This is a genomic window from Actinomycetota bacterium, assembly GCA_035759705.1.
Taxonomy (GTDB): Bacteria; Actinomycetota; CADDZG01; order JAHWKV01; family JAHWKV01; genus JAJCYE01.
Genome location: DASTUJ010000139.1, coordinates 1 through 16,268 on the forward strand (window position 1 = coordinate 1; position 16,268 = coordinate 16,268).

Below are 16,268 nucleotides of genomic sequence, written 5' to 3' on the forward strand. Positions count from 1 at the left end.
GGCTCCCACCTTCTCGATCCGGGCCTGGGCGGTGGCCAGCAGCACCCGGCGGAAGTGGTGCGCCACGAGGGCGACGGTGGCGGGCAGCATCTTTCGGAACGCCTCCACCAGCTGCTTGGCCGCCTCCTCGTCGGAGGACGCAGAGTCACGGATGGGCCCCCGCACGTACTCGTCGAACATGGCGACGGCCTTCTCGGCGGTCCGGCGGGCGGACTGATCGTGCTCGTGCGCCAGCGCCAGCAGCTCGGACAAGGGGAGGCCGGTTTCCAGAAGCGTCAGGCCGGCCTGCGCTGCAGCCGCGTCGGCCGAGGTGTAGCAGGCGACCCCGTCGTGCATCCGGGGGACCAGCAGGTGCTCCCGCTCGATGGCGTGGATGAGCGAGGGAGAGACGCCGATCCGGTCGGCCAGCTCCTCGACGGTCAGGAACTCCTCGTTCTCGTCCTCGTCGCCCGGGATCGGCCCGGCGAGGGCCTCGACCAGCGCTTCGTCGGCGGCGTCGAGCTCGCCGTCCAGCAGCCGGCGGATGGAGTTCAGGGTGAAGCTCTTGCGCTTCAGGTCCCGGATCTTGCGCAGCCGCTCCAGGTGTTCCGTGGTGTACCAGGCGACCCGGCTCTTGCGTTCCGGCGGAGGGAGCAGGCCCTTGGTCTGGTAGAAGCGGACGGTGTCGACGCTGATTCCGCAGCGCGCCGCCAGCTCGTCTACCCGATAGCGCATTGGAGTTTCACTCATGGAGTACCCACTCTACGAGTGATCGGTCCAATAGTCGAATCTGTTACTCCAAGAGCCTCCGGGACGTTAAGCGGAGTCCCCTCGGAACGCCTGGCCGGCGGCCGTCGACACGTTGCCCAGCAGGTTCACCAGCTCGATCGGGAGCACGAACTTGGTCGACTCGCTGGCCCCCAGCTCCTTAATCGCCTCGAGGTACTGCAGGCTCATGGTGTTCGGGTCCAGGGTGCGGGCGACGTCGTAGATGGTGTTCAGTGCCAGGGCGAACCCCTCGGCCCGGAGGATCTCGGCCTGCCGCTGGCCTTCGGCGGTGAGGATCGCCGCCTGCCGGGCGCCTTCTGCGTTGAGAATTGCAGCCTGCTGGTTACCCTCGGCGACCGTGATGTCCGCCTGCTTGGCGCCGTCCGCCTCGGTTACCACGGCACGGCGGGTACGCTCGGCCGACATCTGGCGGGTCATGGCTTCCTGCACCGCCGGCGGCGGGATGATCTCGCGGATCTCGACGTTGGTGACCTTCACGCCCCAGCGCTCGGTGATCTCGTCGAGCTTGCTGCGCAGGACCTCGTTGATGTGCTCCCGTTTGGCGAGGACGTCGTCCAGCGACATGTCACCGACCACCGACCGCAGGGTTGTCGCGGCAACGTTCTGCGCCGCACCGGCGAAGTACTGGACCTCGACCACCGACATCACCGCGTTGACGACCTTGTAGAAGACTATGAAGTCGATGGAGATCGTGGCGTTGTCCTCGGTGATCGCCGCCTGGTGCGGGATCTCCAGGTAGAGCTCACGCAGGTCGACCGAGACCGCCTTGTCGACGATGGGGATCAGGATGATCAGGCCGGGGCCTTTCGTGCCGATGCTGCGGCCGAGGCGGAAGATGACCAGCCGCTGGTACTCGGGGACCACGCGGATCATTTTCGCCAGCAGGAACAGAACGATCAGGACCAGCAGGCCGAAGCCGACAAGCGAACCCATTAACTTTCCTCTCTTTTGCTTTCCTCAGCTTGAACCGACGGCACCGGGGCCGCATCCTCCATCACCTGAGTGACAGGCTCGACCTCCAGGCGCAGCCCCTCGATTGCCAGCACCCGGACTTTGTGACCCTTGGCCAGAGGAACTGTGGACGTGGCCGACCAGCTTTCCGCCGCCACCTGCACGACTCCTTCCGGGGAGAGATCGGTGACTGCGTGCCCGACCGCGCCGACGATGTTCTGCGACGACGTGCCCGGCGGCAGCTTGCGGGCTTTGAGCGCGGCATTGACCGCAAAACCGAAGAACAGGCCCATCCCGATGGCGACCGGGGCGATCACTGCGACCGAGACCCCCGCGCCGGGGACCGACCGGTCGAACAACAGGAACCCGCCCGCGACCAGGGTGATCACCCCCGCAATCGAAGGGAACCCGATGCCGGGGTACTGGAACTCCAGAAGGAAGAAGACCGCCGACGCCGCCAGCAGACCCAGCCCCAACAAAGACACCGGCAGCATGCCGAAGGCGGTCAGGGCGATGACCAGGCACAGGGCCCCGAGGGCGCCGGGGATCGAGACGCCGGGGGTCAGAATTTCGACCACAACCAGAGCCAGGCCGGCGTAGAAGAACAGGAACGCCAGGTTGGGGCTGAACAGGGGCTGAAGGATCCGGGAGGCGGTCCCGGCGGACCGGACGTCGACCTCGGCGTCGACGGTGCTGATCTCGGCATCCCTGCCTTCGGCCACCTTGACGGTCCGGCCGTCCACCTCCCTGAGGAGCGTCGAGACGTTCGGCGTGATCAGGTCGATGACGTTCATCTCCAGTGCCTGCTGGGCGGAGATGCTGTCCGACTCCCGGACGGCCATCTCGGCCCAGTCGCCGTCCCGGCCCCGATCCTCCGCCAGGCTGCGCAGGTAGGCGGCGGCGTCGTTGGTGACCTTCTCGCTTTCGATCGCACCGCTGACCCCGACCGGGTGGGCCGCCCCGACGTTGGTGCCGGGTGCCATCGCCGCCACCGGGCAACTCATGAGGATGAAGGTCCCGGCGGAGGCCGCCCGGGCCCCGTTGGGGGAGACGAAACAGATGACCGGGATGTCGGAGTCGAGGATCGCCCGGATTATCTTGCGCATCGAGTTGTCGGATCCGCCGGGGGTGTCGATCGTCAGCAGGACCGCCGATGCGTCGGACGAGGCGGCGGACTCGATGCCGGATTCCAGGTAGGAGGCGGTGAAGGGGTCGACCACGCCGTCGAGGTCGAGCCGGACGACCGTGTCGTCGGGGGCGCCGAGGGCGCTCAGGGGTACGACCAGAATCAGCCCCACGATCACGGCTACTACTGACAGTCGCACAGCTTCAATTCTCGCACCTCGGACCACAACTGAAAAACCGGCTGTGTGCGGAACTGCGACACGGGTAAGAATGAGCCGTGCCCTCCCTGCCCGGCAGCCCCGGAATCATCGACGTATCTCTCGGAATTCACCCCAAGATGCTGACCTGGCCAAGCGACCCGGGCGTCAGCATCGAGCCGGCGAGCAGAATCGCGGCGGGCAAGGCGGCCAACGTTTCCAAGCTCACCTGCGGCACCCACACCGGGACCCACATCGACCCTCCCCTGCACTTCATCCAGGAGGGCGCCCCCGTCGACCAGATCCCGCTCGACGCGCTGATCGGCCCTGCGGTGGTTGCCGACCTGACCTCGGTCCCCTTCGACATCGGGCCGGAGGAGCTGGAGTCGTTGAACCTCGCGCCAGGCGTCGAGAGGCTTTTGTTCCACACCCGCAACTCGGAGTTCTGGCGCGAGGCAAGCCCGGCGTTCACCGAGGACTACGTGGCGGTCACCGCAGCCGGCGCCAGCTGGCTCGTCGACCACGGGATCCGGCTGGTGGGGATCGACTACCTTTCGGTCGAGCACCGCAGGACGCCCGGCCATCCAACCCATATGACCCTGCTGGGAGCCGGAGTGGTGATAGTCGAAGGGATGAACCTGGACGGCGTTGCCGCCGGTGACTACACGCTCATCTGCCTGCCGCTGCGGATCGTGGACGGCGATGGGGGACCGGCGAGAGCGCTCCTGCTCTCCTAACTCTTTTCCGGGGTAACGAACTCAAAGGCCGACTCCAAGCCGGTCAGTGCAAACACCCGGTGGACCCGCTGCGGCCCCTTGACGAGCCTCAGGCGGCCGCCTCTGCACGCGGCCCGTTGCCGCGCTTCAACCAGCTGGTGAACCCCGGCGCAGTCGATGAACTTCAGCCGGGACAGATCGATCAGGATGTCGGTGGCCCGCGCCTCGGCCTGGAGCAGGTGGTTCGAGAACTCCCGGGTGCTGTAGATGTCCAGGTCACCTTCCAGGCGGACGGTGAGCGTGCGGCCGTCGACCTCGGAGCCGACCACCCGCAGCATTCCCCAGCCTTCGTCCTGCTCGGCAAGGTCCGGCGCCGTTCCAACTGCACTTTCCGACAGCATTGCCCCGTAGAGCTACCCCGCTGGCGAGGTTTTAAAAGTGCGGGAAAAGGTGGCCCTGCAGCCGCGTGCAAGGATGAATTTATGGCCGGCGAGAATCCGACGACAGAGCTCACCCTGGCCGAGCTGCGCGAGGTGGCGCGCTACTCTCTGGACTGCGCGGAGCCGGCCCTGGCGATCTTTGAACGCAGCTGTACGGAAGATCCTCGCCCACGGGCCGCCCTCGACGAGGCCCGAAAGTTCGCCGCCGGGGGCAAGCGGACGAAGGCGCTGCGGGTGACCGCGCTGGACGCGCACCGGGCGGCAAAGGCCGCTCAAGCAATGGGAAGGGAGGCGGCAGCCGACGCGGCGCGTGCCGCCGGTCACGCGGCAGCGTCTGCATACCTGCACCCGCTGGCCAAAGCCACCCAGGTCCTGCACATCCTCGGATCGGCCGCGCACGCTGCGAGGGCGTTCGAGCTGGACGCCGGCGACGACCCAAACGCCGGACGCTCCTACATCGAGAGGGCACGTACTCTGGCCGGCCCCACCGTGGTGAGGGTGCTGATGCGGTACCCAGACGCGCCAGGGGGAGGCGGCCGCACGGGAGAGCTGTTGCGGGACCTGGACGCAGCGCTGCGGCGGGCGGCGCCAGACCGCTAGCCCCCGGTGATCAGGTGGCTTGCAGATCCGCCTTCGCCTCGGGCTCGACACCCGACATCGGCTCCACCGGGCGGCGTCCCCGCTCGATCCTCCAGATGCTGAAAGCGGCAGTGGAGGCGGTCAGCCAGGCCAGGCCCAGCAGGTACCCCCCGGCGACGTCGCTGATGTAGTGGACCCCGAGGCCCAGCCGGCTGAGGCCGATGATCGCCTCGAGAAACACGTAGCCGCCCACCGCCCACTTCCGGTACCGGCGAGGGATCAAGGGAAGGAAGATCAGTAGAAGCGCGCCGTAGGCGATGGTCGAGCTCATGGCGTGGCCCGAGGGGAAACTCTTGCCCTCCTGGAAGGTCATCGCGGCCGGGTCGGCGTAGGTCGGGCGGGGCCGGTTTACCGCGATCTTGACCGCGGTGTTGATGATCGAGCCGCCCAGGGTCGAGGTCAGCAGGAAGGCGACAAGGCGACGGCGGTGGTGGAGCCAGAGGTAGACCGCCACGGATCCGATCAGCACCCAGAACCAGACCGGGTGGCCGAGCAGGCTGATGGCGTCGAGCACCTCGGTGACCCACGGGACCCGTTGCTTCATCTCAAACGCTTGCTCGGCTGCCGCCAGGTCGAACTCGACTACGTCGTCGTCGCTGGTGATCTCGATAAGCAGCATCGAGAAAGGCACCGCGAACAGGCAGACCGCAACCAGGAGCACGGTCAGCCTAAGTCCGTAGCTGGAGTCCGGGTCCAGGCGGCGCCGGATGAAGTGGGGCAAAAGAATGTCCATAGACAGCAGATCCTTGCCCGCGAGTGACCCCAGGTAAACCCCGGGCACGCGGTTCACCTAACGGGGTGGTCCGAGCGGTACGGGTACGCTAGTCGCACGATGGAAACGGAAGGTCCGCCAACCTCGAAAGATCTCTGGCTCGAAAGACTCTCCGCCGTCCTGTTCTTCACCCAGATCGTTCACCTCATCTGGATGACCACCTACGTGATCCCCATCCAGTTGGGCTCGTCCCCCATCTGGAGCCCTCCCGAGGCTCCGCTGGCGCTCGCCGACTACCTGGAGCTGCCGGCGATCGTTGCCACCTCGATCCTCTATATCAGGACCAGGAACTGGAAGATGCTCTTTTTGGTCAACGTCCAGCTGTTTCACATCTTCTGGATCACCGACGAGTTCGTCCTCGACCGCGGGACGCTGGTCCCCGTACTGGCATGGATCGCAATTTTCATCGACTACCTGGAGCTGCCTGTAATCGTCGACACCATCCGGCGGGCCGCCCGGGGGTTCCTCAAGCAGCCGGCCCCCGAAGAGGGCTAACTGCCCCGCTGCAGGTACTTTTTGATGCAGTGAACCGCCCCCAGGTTCTGCGTGAAGACGTTGAAGTCGCCCAGCAGGTGAACCTCGAACCCGAGCTCCTCCCAGATCTGCCGGTTGGCGTCGTCCGTGGCGGCCAGGTCCTCCCAAGGGCCGTGGCCGTAGGTCGGGAGCCAGACCTGCTTCGAGTCCCCGTCGATCTCCACCAGGCAGTTGTTCGATGTGGCGAAGTACCACTCCCGGACCCGCTCGTCGGGGTAGTCGACGTAGGTGATGGGCAGCGGGTTGCGGATCACGTCGAACCCCTCGGCCGCCAGGCGGGAGGCGATGTCGTCGAAAACCTCGTGCATGGCGTAGAGGGAGGGAGGGCGGCCGAGGACCCGGTCGGCCTCGCCGGGGGAGCCCACCAGCACCCGGTATCTGCCGTCGGGCGCCCGGCCGGCCAGCGAGAGGAACATGTCGATGTGAAAGATCGGCTGGCGGTCGCCGGTCCCCATGTAGCGGACTTCGGTCCAGGGCTGCCCCCCAACCCGGATCGGCGCCTGAAGCTGTTGCGGAACCGGCAGGCGGGTGCCGGGGAAGAACATCTCCCGGTCCTCGCCGAAGGTGCGGTCGAAGAGTCTTGTCACGAAGTCGAACGGCTCGACGCCGGCCGGGATCGACACCGCGCCGGTCGTCCGGAAGGTCTCCAGCGTGTTGTAGAGGTAGTCGATGCCCAGCATCACGAAGTCGTCTCCGATCAGCACGTTGCCGCCCTGGAAGTAGAGCGGCGACTGGGTGCTCTGGAACGGGCTGGCCTGGGCGATCCGCTCGGCGATCAAGGCGTCCCCGGATCGATTGAAGGTCAGGGGTTCCACCAGGTAGGTGGCGGTGCTCACCGGGTCGGTGTCCTGGATCACGACGTACGGGTCCTCCGCCCAGACGGTGAAGTTCAAAAAGTCCGGCGAGACGACCAGGTTGGTGGTGGCCCCCTCCCGGGTCCGTTCGACCACCCGGCGCAGGTCCTCCTCGACCTGGGGGTGGACGAAGATCGTGACCTCGGTCCGCTTGGGCAGCTTGGCCAGCAGGTCGGCGTAGACCCGCTCGTAGCTCAACTCGCCCTGGACGTAGCGGGGGTAGGTGAGCAGCACGTGGTCGATCGATCCATGGGCCGACGAGACGATGCGGGGTCTGACCGGCTCGGGGGGAGCTACCCGGAAGGCCCGTGCCGAGAGGGCCGCCGAGCTGAGGTCGGCGTTGGTGAGCTTGGGCAGGTGGCGCTTGGGAAGGGTCGCCGGAGCGTTCCCCGGATTTACCCGGAGCGGTAGATCGTCGGCCACGTCAGCGCCGGAAGGTGTCCAGCAGCGCTGCGGGTACCTCGGTTGTCTCGAGGTCGAGGCCGGCGCCGGCGGCAGCCGGGAGGACGAGCTCGATCGGGTCGGTGCGGCGCCGCCGGGCGAGCACCATCAAAGGGGGAACCGGGAAGACGGCTCCGAGGACGACGGAGAAGAGCATCGCCAGCCCGAGGACCGTCACGTGCAGGGTCTTGCGCAATGCGCCCATCCCTAAATGATAGATCCGGTTGAGCCGGGGTATATGCCGCTTAAGAGATGGGCTGGTCCGGGCGGTTGATGAGGAAGGTAGCGGAGGTGTTGAAGTAATCCATCATCTGCTCCTGGTCCTCCGGAGAAAGGTCGCTCGATCTGACCGCGGCCTCCATGTGGCGAAACCAGGCGTCCCGCTCCGCCCACCCGATGGCGAAGTTCACGTGGCGCATCCTGAGTCGCGGGTGTCCTCGCTCGTCGGAGTAGTCGGTGGGGCCGCCCCAGTACTGGATCAGGAACTTGGTCAGGTGTTCCCGCGGCGGCTTCAGGTTGGGCGGGTAGAGGGGACGAAGGACCGGGTCCTCGGCCACGCCGTCGTAAAACCGGTCGACCAGCGCCTCGAAGAATGGGCGGCCGCCGGCTCGTTCGTAAAGAGTGGTCATTAGAAAAATAGTATGGCGTCTGACTGAGGAAGGGAGTTCGGGTGCGATTTCGACAGGGTGCGAGGCTGGACACGTCACAGGTGTCCGACCGCCGCGGGATGGGAACCGGCGGAGGGATCGCCGTGGGCGGCGGGGGAATCATCGGACTGATCTTTTTGATCGTCCAGCTCCTGGGCAACGGAGGAGGACTGCCGGCTGAGGGGGTCGGGGATCTCAGCAACGACCTCTCCGCCGAGTGCCAGACCGGCGAAGACGCCAACCAGCAGGACGACTGCCGGATCGTCGGCGTGGTCAACAGCCTGCAGGAGTTCTGGAGCAACAACCTGGACACCTACCAGCCCGCCAAGACGGTGTTCTTCGACGGCGGCGTGCAGACCGGCTGCGGGTTTGCCAGCTCGGACGTCGGCCCGTTCTACTGCCCGCTCGACCGGCAGATCTACATCGATCTAGGTTTCTACGACGACCTTCGAACCAAGTTCGGCGCCCAGGGCGGACCGTTTGCCGAGGCGTACGTCATTGCCCACGAGTACGGACACCACGTGGAGAACCTGCTCGGGTTTCTCGAGCGCGGCCGTGACGGCCAGACCGGTCCCCAGAGCGGAGCGGTACGGGTCGAGCTGATGGCCGACTGCCTGGCCGGGTTGTGGGCGGGCGATGCCCTGGAGACCGGATTCATCGAGGAGCTGACCGACGCCGACATCCGGGACGGCCTGGACGCCGCGGCGGCGGTGGGCGACGACCGGATCCAGCAGCAGGTTCAGGGCCAGGTGAGCCCGGAGAAGTTCACGCACGGGTCGGCAGCGCAGCGCCAGGAGTGGTTCTCGCGGGGCTTCGAGGCGGGCAGCGTCGGGGCGTGCGACACCTTCTCCGCCAGGACTGTCTGACACCCGGCGGCGGAGTTTAGGCACCTGGGTTAACTGGTAACTACGACCCAGGCGGGGCTGCCTGTTTGTTGCGTCCTGCCTAACCTTGTTCGCCCCGACAGGAAGGAACCTTAATGGGTTTCGATCAGTACCACGAGCCGCCGGAGGAGCTGTCGGCGGAGACCCGTACCTTCGCCCGGATGGCGACCTCGCTCATCGAGGAGGTCGAGGCCATCGGCTGGTACCAGCAGCGGATCTCGGTCGAGCCGGACGCCCAGGCCCGGGCGATCATGGCCGACGCCCAGAAGGAGGAGTTCAAGCACTTCTCGATGGACCTCGAGTTTCTCCTGCGCCGAACGCCGCTGTGGCGGGAGATCGCTCAAAAAACCCTTTTCACCGAGGGCGACATAGTCGCTCTGGGCGGCGAGGCGGAAGAGACCGCCGGCGACGCCGACGAGCCCGAGGCGCCGGCACCCGGCACCCTGGGCATAGGCAGCCTTCGTGAAGGGAGCAATTGATGAATCACCTGCTTCGACCCCTGGCCCCCATTACGACGGCCGGCTGGAACCTGATCGACGAGGAGGCCACCCAGCAGCTCAAGGTAGCCCTGGCCGCACGCCAGCTGGTGGATTTCACCGGCCCCCACGGCTGGGAGCACTCGGCGGTCAACCTCGGCCGGACCAAACCCGTACCGACCGCCCCGGGGACCGGCGTCTCGGCGCAGTCCCGCCGGGTCCTGCCGCTGGTGGAGTTGCGCACCGACTTTACGCTTTCGAAAGCCGAGCTTGCCGATGTCGACCGGGGAGCCGATGAAATCGACCTGGCTCCGCTGACCGACGCCGCACGCCGTATTGCCCACGCCGAGAACGTCGCGGTGTTCCACGGGTACCCGGAGGCGTCGATCGAGGGGATCATCGAGCAGTCGCCTCACCCGGCGGTCGGGCTGAGCGCCGACTTCGAGAGCTACCCCAGCGACGTCGCGCGGGCGGTCGAGAGGCTCCGGCAGGACGGAATCGGGGGCCCCTACGGCCTGGCGTTGGGGCCCGAGGCCTACACCGGGGTCGTCGAGAGCACCCAGCACGGGGGCTACCCGGTCTTCGACCACCTCCGCCGGATCCTGGGCGGGCCGATCGTGTGGGCGCCCGGGGTCTCGGGGGCGGTGGTGCTCAGCATGCGGGGAGGCGACTTCCAGTTCTCGTCGGGGCTCGACTTCGCAATCGGCTACGACCACGACGACGCCGAGTTCGTCCACCTCTACTTCCAGGAGAGCTTTGCCTTCCGGGTGGTCACGGCGGAGGCTGCGGTAGCACTCGTCGGCTAATCCCGGCGCGATACTGGCCGTCATGGCAGCCAGTGTCGTCACCGAGGGCCTTACCCGTTCGTTCGGCGACCACGTCGCCGTCGACAATCTGGATCTGAGCGTCGAGGCCGGGGAGATCTACGGCCTGCTCGGCCCCAACGGCGCGGGCAAAACCACCACAATTCGTATGCTCACCACCTTGCTGGTCCCCACGTCCGGGACTGCCAAGGTGTGCGGGTTCGACGTGGGGACCCGGCCGCGGGAGGTCCGCCGGCGGCTGGGCTACGTCATGCAGTCGATCCCCTGGCAGGTGAACCGGCAGCTGAAGGCCCGGGAGCTGGTCGAGATCGAGGCCGGCCTGCACCACGTCCCGCCCCGGCGGGTGAAGGCGGCCGCCGAGGAGGCGCTCGACCTGGTCGGCCTGCTCGAAAACGCCGACCAGAGCATCGAGGAGTTCTCGGGGGGCATGCATAAGAGGCTCGACCTGGCGTGCGGCCTGCTGCACCGGCCCGACCTGTTGGTGCTGGACGAGCCGACCCTCGGCCTCGACGTCCAGTCCCGCCACCGCATCTGGGAGCACGTCAAGGAGCTCGGCACCAAGGGCGTGACGGTGCTGATCGCCACGAACTACCTGGACGAGGCCGACCGCCTCTGCCACCGGCTGACGATCATCGACCGGGGCAAGGCCGTGGTCACCGGATCGCCGGCCGAGCTGAAGCGGGCGGTCGGGGGCGACGTCCTGCAGCTTTCGTCGGGTGACCCGGCGGGCTTGGAGGAGGCGATCGCCGGCGAACCGTGGGTCAACCGGATCGCCACAGCCGAGGGCGGCCTCATCCACGTCTACGTCGACGACGCCGCCCTGGCCCTGCCCGAGGCGATGCGGATCGCTTACAGCAAGCGCATAAAGCTGGACCGGGTCACCTACACCCAGCCGACGCTGGACGACGTCTTCCTGATGCACACCGGGACCCAGATCCGGGACAAGGTGGCCTGATGGTGGACGTGGCCGCACCCGAACTGGCGGTCCGCCGTCGCTCCGACGCCCGGAGGGAGTGGGTCCAGGAGGTGGCGTCGCTCTCCCGCCGCTGGTACCTGCAGCTCATCCGTGACCGGCTGAACCTGGTCTTCAGCCTCACCCAGCCGGCGTTTTGGCTGATCTTCTTCGGGGGCGCCATGGGGCGGGCGGTCGACACCGATGTGATCGGCACCACCAACTACGTCGGGTTCATGCTGGCCGGGATCATCGCCTTCACGGTGGTGACCAACGCCATGACCGGCGCCATGCCGCTGCTGTGGGACAAGGAGACCGGCTACCTGGACAAACTGCTCAGCATGCCGATGGCCCGCAGCTCGCTGATAGTCAGCCGGTTCCTTTTCCAGTTCGGGCTGGGGACCGCGCAGGTCCTGCTGGTTTTTGTCGTGGCGACGGCTACCTCGGTCGACATCGCAGCCGGGGTGGGCGGCGCCATCGTGATCCTGGTCGTCGCCGGCCTGCTCAGCATGGCGTTCAGCGCGGTGTTCACCGCCCTCGCCTTCCGGGTCCCCACCCACGGCACGTTCTTCGCCATCACCGGCTTCGTCACGCTGCCGCTGGTCTTCATGAGCAACGCCTTCGTTCCTATCGACGCCATGCCGGGCTGGATGGCGGTCTTCGCCCGGCTGAACCCGCTGAGCTACGCGGTCGACGCCATCCGGATCCTGATCCTCGACGGCTGGGCGCCCGGTGTGGCCGGCGCTATGACGATACTGGGGGTCTTCGCCGCGGCCTGCCTGGGCGTCGCCACCTTCGAGTTCCGCCGGCACACCGGGCTGCGGGTCGACTGAACTAGGGAACCTCTGCTACCCCGACCGACCCCGACCGGACCACTGCGTAGGCGAACGCGATGGCAAGAAGGACGAACACCGCGAACATCACGATTGTGTATAGCCGTGCGATGGCTGCAGCCGGGTTGCCGTGCCGGCCGTACTCCGGCGGGAGGACGTTGGGCTCCCTGGACCAGTCGTACGGCTCCTCGGCCTCCTCGTCCCACTCCCGCTCCTGGCGCTCCCACTCCCGTCTGTCGGCCTCCGCCTGCAAAGCGTCGTCATAGGCCTTGCGCCGGCCGGCATCTCCAAGGACGAACCACGCCGCGTTGATCGCCACCATTGCGGTCTGCCGCTCCCGCAGGCGGGCGGGCTCGGCGCCGGCGGTTTTGTCCGGGTGGTTCTCCCGGGCCTTGTGCAGGTAGGCAAGCCGAATCTGCTCGGTGGTGGAGTCGGGAGGAACGCCGAGGCGTTCGTAGTGCGTGGAGGTCAAACGGCTGTGCGCTTCATTGCCCGGCCCGATCCGTAGTCCGACCCTTTCGAGCTTCAATTTTAGGGGAGCACGAATCTTGTGCTAATCGGCGCCGGGGGCCTGTTCGTCCGAAAGAAGCTCCGACAGGATCGCACTCAGCTGGTCCTGCAGCACCTGGGTGTCGCCGCCCTGCTGAAGCTGCTCCCGCACCTTCACCAGGTCGGCCGCCATCTGCACCCGGTGCGCCGCCACCAGCTGGGACGCCTTCATGTCCGCGGCCGCCCGCTGCTGGGCGATGACATCCCGGGTTTCTCCCTGAACCAGGGATTCGAGGGTCTCGACCAGCCGGGCGAGAAGCCGGTAGACCACCGATGCCGAGAAGCCGCCGAGCAGCGCCAGGAGTGGCCGGCCCAGCTCGTGGTTGGACTGGTCCATGGGGATCAGGACGCCGAGGACCATGCCGGCAAGCACCCCGAGCCCGAAGCGGGCCCAGTAGGAGGAGTCGTATCTCGGGTCGTAGGTGCCGTCCGCAACGAATCCGTTCACCTTGAACAGGGCGGCAAAGGCGGCCCCGATGCCGGCGGCCGACAGCAGGAGAAGCTCGTTCAGGAGCAGGGACGAACCGGAGCTGTTGACGAAGTCGACCTGCCCGGTCACCAGCGGCGAAAGCGTCGTGAAGAGAAAGATCACGAGGCAGAGGAACCCGACACCCATGAGGCGCCGGATTATGCGAATCGGTCCGAGGAACCGCCACGCGCTGGCGTCCTCCTTGTCCTCCTCCAGCAGAAGGAGAGTACGAGGGGTGGCCGGGGCGACGATCTGGCTGAGCTGGTGGTGGGTCCTGGCCAGCAGGTTCACAGAAGAGCGGCGGCCATCCGGCGGCTCGGGCAAGTCGCCGCGATTCTGGCTCAACAGGTGAAGGTTCTCGATCAGCTGGGCGGGCACCGTCTTGCCGGAGCCGAGGGCGTACCGGGCCATAGCCTCACACCCCTTAAGCATCTGCTCCTCGAGCCCGAGCCGCGGGCGTCTGCGGGCTGCCTTTCCTCTGGAGGAGGGGGCGGGCGGCTTGGATACGTCGGGTTCGCGGGTGATGATTGACATGGCTTTCCCCCGAGCTTCGCTCTGCGTGGAGGACAACATTATCCAAGCGCCCGACCGGGGGCAATGGGTCGCCGGCAAGCCCCGGTCCCGCCGGGGCGAACCCTTGCATCGTTCGGCCGGTTGTGTCTCAATTGCTCCCCGTAGCGCAGTTTGTCGAGCTGCCCGGAACGTAAGGACGCCAAGGAGTTAATCGTGGGATCGCATCCCTCCGGGCGGACCGGGCTGCGGGTTTGGACCCTTGCCCTGCTGCTATGCGCGGTACTCGCCGGAGCTTCCCCTGCAGGCGCGCAGGAGCCGGGGGCCGAGTCGAGCCTTCTGGACCCCGTCGTGCAGCTGATCTGCGACCTGACCACCCTGCTCTGCCCGCCGCAGCCTGCGACGGTTCAGCCGGTGCAGCCCTCTCTGCCACCCGAAGTGCCGCCGGACCCGGCGGCGAACCCCTTTGCCGAGAGCCCCCCTGTCACACCGGCCGCCGAGCTACCCTCGCAACCGGCCATCCAACCCCCGATTCCGCCGGCGCCGCCGCCCGAGGGCCCGGGGTTCGTGGGCCCGGTGCAGCCCACCGGTCCGGCTCCCGCTCCCGCTCCCGCAGGCTCCGGAGAACCGAAGCCAAGCGCAGAAAACTCGGGCATGGACGGATCCGTGCGCCAGTCCTTGGTCCTTCCCCGGCCGGCGGAGGTCGACCTGTCGCCCGGCACGGTTGCGGCAGCGGCCGCGGTGAGCGTGTTCGGGCTCATCCTCATCGGGTTCCCCGCCGAGCTGTTCAACAAAACGCTGAGGGAAAACTACGACCGCATCCGCCGTCTGCTCCCGGCTAGGGGATCTTCGAATTCGCCGGAGCTGAGCCGCCAGGTACTGGCCCTGGTTGCCAGCTCTGCGGTGGCCGGCTGCCTGGCGGCGATCCAGAAGCTGAACGGGGACTGGTCGGTGGCTTCCGCCCTCACCGTCGCGCTGGCGGTCGGCTTGGGGTTCCTTCTGACGACCCTGGTCTACGAGGTCGCGGCTGCGGTGGCCAACGACCGGCTGGGCATGCCCCGGCGGGTTTTTCGGACCTACCCCGCCGGGCTGCCCGTGGTGGCGTTCTTCGTCGCCGTCTCGACCATCGGCCAGCTGCAGCCCGCCTACCTCTACGGCCACCTGGCCGGATCGCGGCTGGAAGGCAAACACGACACCGGCACCCGCGGACCGGCCCTGCAGACGGTGGTTTCGTGTACCGCCCTTCTGGTGTTCGGCCTGATCTGCTGGGCCCTGAGAGCGGTGGTTGCCGCCTCACCCTGGACCGACATCCTGGCGGGCGTTACGGTCGTGGCCCTGAACCGCCTGGTGTTCTCACTGATCCCGGTCAGGTTTCTCGACGGCCACACGGTGTTCCGCTTCAGCCGGGGCCTGTGGGCCGCCGTCTATTCGGTGGCGGTCCTGGCGTTCCTGCTGCTGGTTATCCTTCCGGCGGCCCGCAACGCTCCGCCCAGCGCAATAGGCTCTGCGGTCGTGCCGTTTGTGATCTTCGTTGCCCTTTCCATCGGAATCTGGGCGTTCTTCCGCCGTTCCGCCTCTTCTTCAACCCAAACTGCGTGAGGAAAGAAAAATGGTTTTGAAGCTGCTCTCCCTGCCGACCTGGCTTCTCGGTCTGCTCACGATCGTCCCTTCAGTGGTGTTCACGGTTGTCGTTGCGGGCTGGCTTCGAAAGAGGGACTTTCAGCCCGAGGACGACGGGGCGGTGACCGCCCTCCACGCCACCGTGTCCACCATCTACACCGTCCTGCTGGCTTTCGTGGTGGTCATTGTCTGGCAGCAGCTGACCGACGCCGGGGCCCGGGTGGAGACCGAGGCTACCCGGCTCAGCAACATCCTGCGGGACGCCCAGGCCCTGGCTCCAACCGACGAGGTGGCGATACGGACGGCGGTTCACGACTACATCGAGGTCACCTCTACCCGGGAGTGGGACCGGATGGCCCAGGGGAAGGATGCCGACCCGGCGAGCAACACCTCTTACGAGCGAATCTGGGACGCCGTGTACCGGGTAGAGCCGAGTACCCCCAAACAACAGACGTTCCACGCCGAGATGGTCACCCGCCTCAACGAGTTGGGAGCCGCGCGCCGGAGCCGGCTTCTCGGCGCGAGAGCCTCCGTCCCGGCGGTGATGTGGCTTCTGCTGCTGGTTGGCGGCGGGATGGTGCTGATCCTCAGCTACCTGCTGCCCCACGGCTCGTGGAAGGGGAGCAACCTGGCGCTCGGGGCCACCGGCGCAGTGATCTCCATCACCCTGTTCCTGATCTTCGCCATGGACCACCCCTACAGCGGGGACCTCCGGGTCGACCCGACCCCCCTGACCGACCTGCTGCCTCGGGCGGGCGAGGGGCGGGTCGGCGGAGTGAGCGGGGTTGAGAGCCCCAATCCGAGTTAGCGCTCACGGCTTACGGTGGTAGATCGGCCCGAAGTGGCGCACAACCTCCAGGGCGCCTTCGGGCGGCCCCTTGGAGGGCGAGAACCCGAGCGTCGACCTGAGCGGCTCGGGATCTCTTCTAGTCGGGCAACCGCTGCAGCACCACCAGCCCGTTGGCGGGCAGCCGGAGCTCGATTCTCCCGTGGCTCACGGGAATTGAGGTCGAGAAGTTGCCTATGTCGCCGCCCCCGTACAGCGACGAGTCGCTGTTGAACGCCTC

Annotated in this window: 19 protein-coding genes and 1 pseudogene; 10 read left to right on the top strand and 10 right to left on the bottom strand. The window is 67.1% G+C overall.

Translation table 11 applies throughout. The features are described from left to right. The 3 genes from VFV09_09785 to VFV09_09795 form a co-directional block, all read right to left on the bottom strand. Nucleotides 1-729: MerR family transcriptional regulator (locus tag VFV09_09785; GenBank protein HEU4868008.1), on the bottom strand; the 729-nt coding region annotated here is incomplete at its 3' end. Between the two features lie 66 nt (nt 730-795). Beyond that, nucleotides 796-1,701, bottom strand: coding sequence for an SPFH domain-containing protein (locus VFV09_09790; GenBank protein HEU4868009.1), 906 nt, complete (start codon nt 1,699-1,701; stop codon nt 796-798). Further along, nucleotides 1,701-3,044 carry a nodulation protein NfeD gene (locus tag VFV09_09795; protein HEU4868010.1) on the bottom strand — a complete coding sequence of 448 codons (1,344 nt, stop codon included), beginning with the start codon at nt 3,042-3,044 and terminating at the stop codon, nt 1,701-1,703. The genes VFV09_09790 and VFV09_09795 overlap by 1 nt, the downstream gene beginning before the upstream one ends. 77 nt (nt 3,045-3,121) lie before the next feature. Between VFV09_09795 and VFV09_09800 the strand changes: the two genes are divergently transcribed. Next, on the top strand, nt 3,122-3,778 hold the full coding sequence (locus tag VFV09_09800; protein ID HEU4868011.1) for a cyclase family protein: 657 nt from the start codon (nt 3,122-3,124) through the stop codon (nt 3,776-3,778). Here VFV09_09800 and VFV09_09805 read toward each other — a convergent pair. After that, nucleotides 3,775-4,158, bottom strand: coding sequence for an STAS domain-containing protein (locus tag VFV09_09805; protein ID HEU4868012.1), 384 nt, complete (start codon nt 4,156-4,158; stop codon nt 3,775-3,777). The genes VFV09_09800 and VFV09_09805 overlap by 4 nt on opposite strands. An 81-nt stretch (nt 4,159-4,239) precedes the next feature. Here VFV09_09805 and VFV09_09810 point away from each other — a divergent pair, with 81 nt between their 5' ends. Then, a complete protein-coding gene (locus tag VFV09_09810) occupies nt 4,240-4,797 on the top strand; it encodes an exonuclease SbcC (GenBank protein ID HEU4868013.1) in 558 nt (185 codons plus the stop codon). 10 nt (nt 4,798-4,807) lie between these two features. Here VFV09_09810 and VFV09_09815 read toward each other — a convergent pair whose 3' ends face one another. Further along, the gene (locus VFV09_09815) at nt 4,808-5,569 is read right to left on the bottom strand and encodes a phosphatase PAP2 family protein (protein ID HEU4868014.1); all 762 of its coding nucleotides are present in this window, start codon (nt 5,567-5,569) and stop codon (nt 4,808-4,810) included. Nucleotides 5,570-5,668: 99 nt separating this feature from the next. Here VFV09_09815 and VFV09_09820 point away from each other — a divergent pair, with 99 nt between their 5' ends. Beyond that, nucleotides 5,669-6,103, top strand: coding sequence for a hypothetical protein (locus VFV09_09820; protein HEU4868015.1), 435 nt, complete (start codon nt 5,669-5,671; stop codon nt 6,101-6,103). Here VFV09_09820 and VFV09_09825 read toward each other — a convergent pair. Genes VFV09_09825 through VFV09_09835 form a run of 3 tightly spaced genes read right to left on the bottom strand, consistent with a single transcriptional unit; the run spans nt 6,100 to nt 8,066 of the window. Continuing rightward, nucleotides 6,100-7,419 carry a hypothetical protein gene (locus VFV09_09825; GenBank protein ID HEU4868016.1) on the bottom strand — a complete coding sequence of 440 codons (1,320 nt, stop codon included), beginning with the start codon at nt 7,417-7,419 and terminating at the stop codon, nt 6,100-6,102. The two genes, VFV09_09820 and VFV09_09825, sit on opposite strands and share 4 nt — an antisense overlap. A 1-nt stretch (nt 7,420) precedes the next feature. Continuing rightward, nucleotides 7,421-7,642 carry a hypothetical protein gene (locus tag VFV09_09830; GenBank protein HEU4868017.1) on the bottom strand — a complete coding sequence of 74 codons (222 nt, stop codon included), beginning with the start codon at nt 7,640-7,642 and terminating at the stop codon, nt 7,421-7,423. Between the two features lie 40 nt (nt 7,643-7,682). Further along, nucleotides 7,683-8,066 carry a globin gene (locus VFV09_09835; GenBank protein HEU4868018.1) on the bottom strand — a complete coding sequence of 128 codons (384 nt, stop codon included), beginning with the start codon at nt 8,064-8,066 and terminating at the stop codon, nt 7,683-7,685. A 41-nt stretch (nt 8,067-8,107) separates the two neighbouring features. Here VFV09_09835 and VFV09_09840 point away from each other — a divergent pair, with 41 nt between their 5' ends. The 5 genes and pseudogenes from VFV09_09840 (at nt 8,108) to VFV09_09860 (ending at nt 12,053) form a co-directional block, all read left to right on the top strand. Beyond that, complete coding sequence (locus tag VFV09_09840) at nt 8,108-8,950, top strand: neutral zinc metallopeptidase (GenBank protein HEU4868019.1); 843 nt, start codon at nt 8,108-8,110, stop codon at nt 8,948-8,950. A gap of 113 nt (nt 8,951-9,063) precedes the next feature. Continuing rightward, nucleotides 9,064-9,366, top strand: a pseudogene (locus VFV09_09845) (hypothetical protein). 80 nt (nt 9,367-9,446) lie between these two features. Next, complete coding sequence (locus VFV09_09850; GenBank protein HEU4868020.1) at nt 9,447-10,250, top strand: family 1 encapsulin nanocompartment shell protein; 804 nt, start codon at nt 9,447-9,449, stop codon at nt 10,248-10,250. A gap of 22 nt (nt 10,251-10,272) precedes the next feature. Next, nucleotides 10,273-11,223 (top strand): ATP-binding cassette domain-containing protein, encoded by a 951-nt coding sequence (locus VFV09_09855; GenBank protein HEU4868021.1) that lies wholly within the window; start codon nt 10,273-10,275, stop codon nt 11,221-11,223. After that, entirely contained in the window at nt 11,223-12,053 is an 831-nt protein-coding gene (locus VFV09_09860) for an ABC transporter permease (protein HEU4868022.1), read from the top strand. The genes VFV09_09855 and VFV09_09860 overlap by 1 nt, the downstream gene beginning before the upstream one ends. Nucleotide 12,054: 1 nt before the next feature. Here the strand turns inward: VFV09_09860 and VFV09_09865 are convergent, their stop codons facing one another. Beyond that, complete coding sequence (locus tag VFV09_09865) at nt 12,055-12,525, bottom strand: J domain-containing protein (protein ID HEU4868023.1); 471 nt, start codon at nt 12,523-12,525, stop codon at nt 12,055-12,057. 81 nt (nt 12,526-12,606) lie between these two features. Continuing rightward, nucleotides 12,607-13,605, bottom strand: a complete 999-nt coding sequence (locus VFV09_09870; protein ID HEU4868024.1) for a hypothetical protein — start codon at nt 13,603-13,605, stop codon at nt 12,607-12,609. Nucleotides 13,606-13,797: 192 nt separating this feature from the next. On the opposite strand from VFV09_09870, the gene VFV09_09875 reads away from it, so the two are divergent. Both VFV09_09875 and VFV09_09880 read left to right on the top strand, forming a co-directional pair. Then, entirely contained in the window at nt 13,798-15,180 is a 1,383-nt protein-coding gene (locus tag VFV09_09875; GenBank protein HEU4868025.1) for a hypothetical protein, read from the top strand. Between the two features lie 10 nt (nt 15,181-15,190). Continuing rightward, complete coding sequence (locus tag VFV09_09880; protein HEU4868026.1) at nt 15,191-16,009, top strand: hypothetical protein; 819 nt, start codon at nt 15,191-15,193, stop codon at nt 16,007-16,009. Nucleotides 16,010-16,268: the final 259 nt, after the last annotated feature.

Excerpts from the sequence above, each read along its gene's own strand:
- VFV09_09790 (HEU4868009.1), bottom strand. The coding sequence starts at position 1,701 with ATGGGTTCGCTTGTCGGCTTCGGCCTGCTGGTCCTGATCGTTCTGTTC.
- VFV09_09805 (HEU4868012.1), bottom strand. The coding sequence starts at position 4,158 with ATGCTGTCGGAAAGTGCAGTTGGAACGGCGCCGGACCTTGCCGAGCAG.
- VFV09_09810 (HEU4868013.1), top strand. The coding sequence starts at position 4,240 with ATGGCCGGCGAGAATCCGACGACAGAGCTCACCCTGGCCGAGCTGCGC.
- VFV09_09815 (HEU4868014.1), bottom strand. The coding sequence starts at position 5,569 with ATGGACATTCTTTTGCCCCACTTCATCCGGCGCCGCCTGGACCCGGAC.
- VFV09_09820 (HEU4868015.1), top strand. The coding sequence starts at position 5,669 with ATGGAAACGGAAGGTCCGCCAACCTCGAAAGATCTCTGGCTCGAAAGA.
- VFV09_09830 (HEU4868017.1), bottom strand. The coding sequence starts at position 7,642 with ATGGGCGCATTGCGCAAGACCCTGCACGTGACGGTCCTCGGGCTGGCG.
- VFV09_09835 (HEU4868018.1), bottom strand. The coding sequence starts at position 8,066 with ATGACCACTCTTTACGAACGAGCCGGCGGCCGCCCATTCTTCGAGGCG.
- VFV09_09850 (HEU4868020.1), top strand. The coding sequence starts at position 9,447 with ATGAATCACCTGCTTCGACCCCTGGCCCCCATTACGACGGCCGGCTGG.
- VFV09_09855 (HEU4868021.1), top strand. The coding sequence starts at position 10,273 with ATGGCAGCCAGTGTCGTCACCGAGGGCCTTACCCGTTCGTTCGGCGAC.
- VFV09_09860 (HEU4868022.1), top strand. The coding sequence starts at position 11,223 with ATGGTGGACGTGGCCGCACCCGAACTGGCGGTCCGCCGTCGCTCCGAC.
- VFV09_09870 (HEU4868024.1), bottom strand. The coding sequence starts at position 13,605 with ATGTCAATCATCACCCGCGAACCCGACGTATCCAAGCCGCCCGCCCCC.
- VFV09_09880 (HEU4868026.1), top strand. The coding sequence starts at position 15,191 with ATGGTTTTGAAGCTGCTCTCCCTGCCGACCTGGCTTCTCGGTCTGCTC.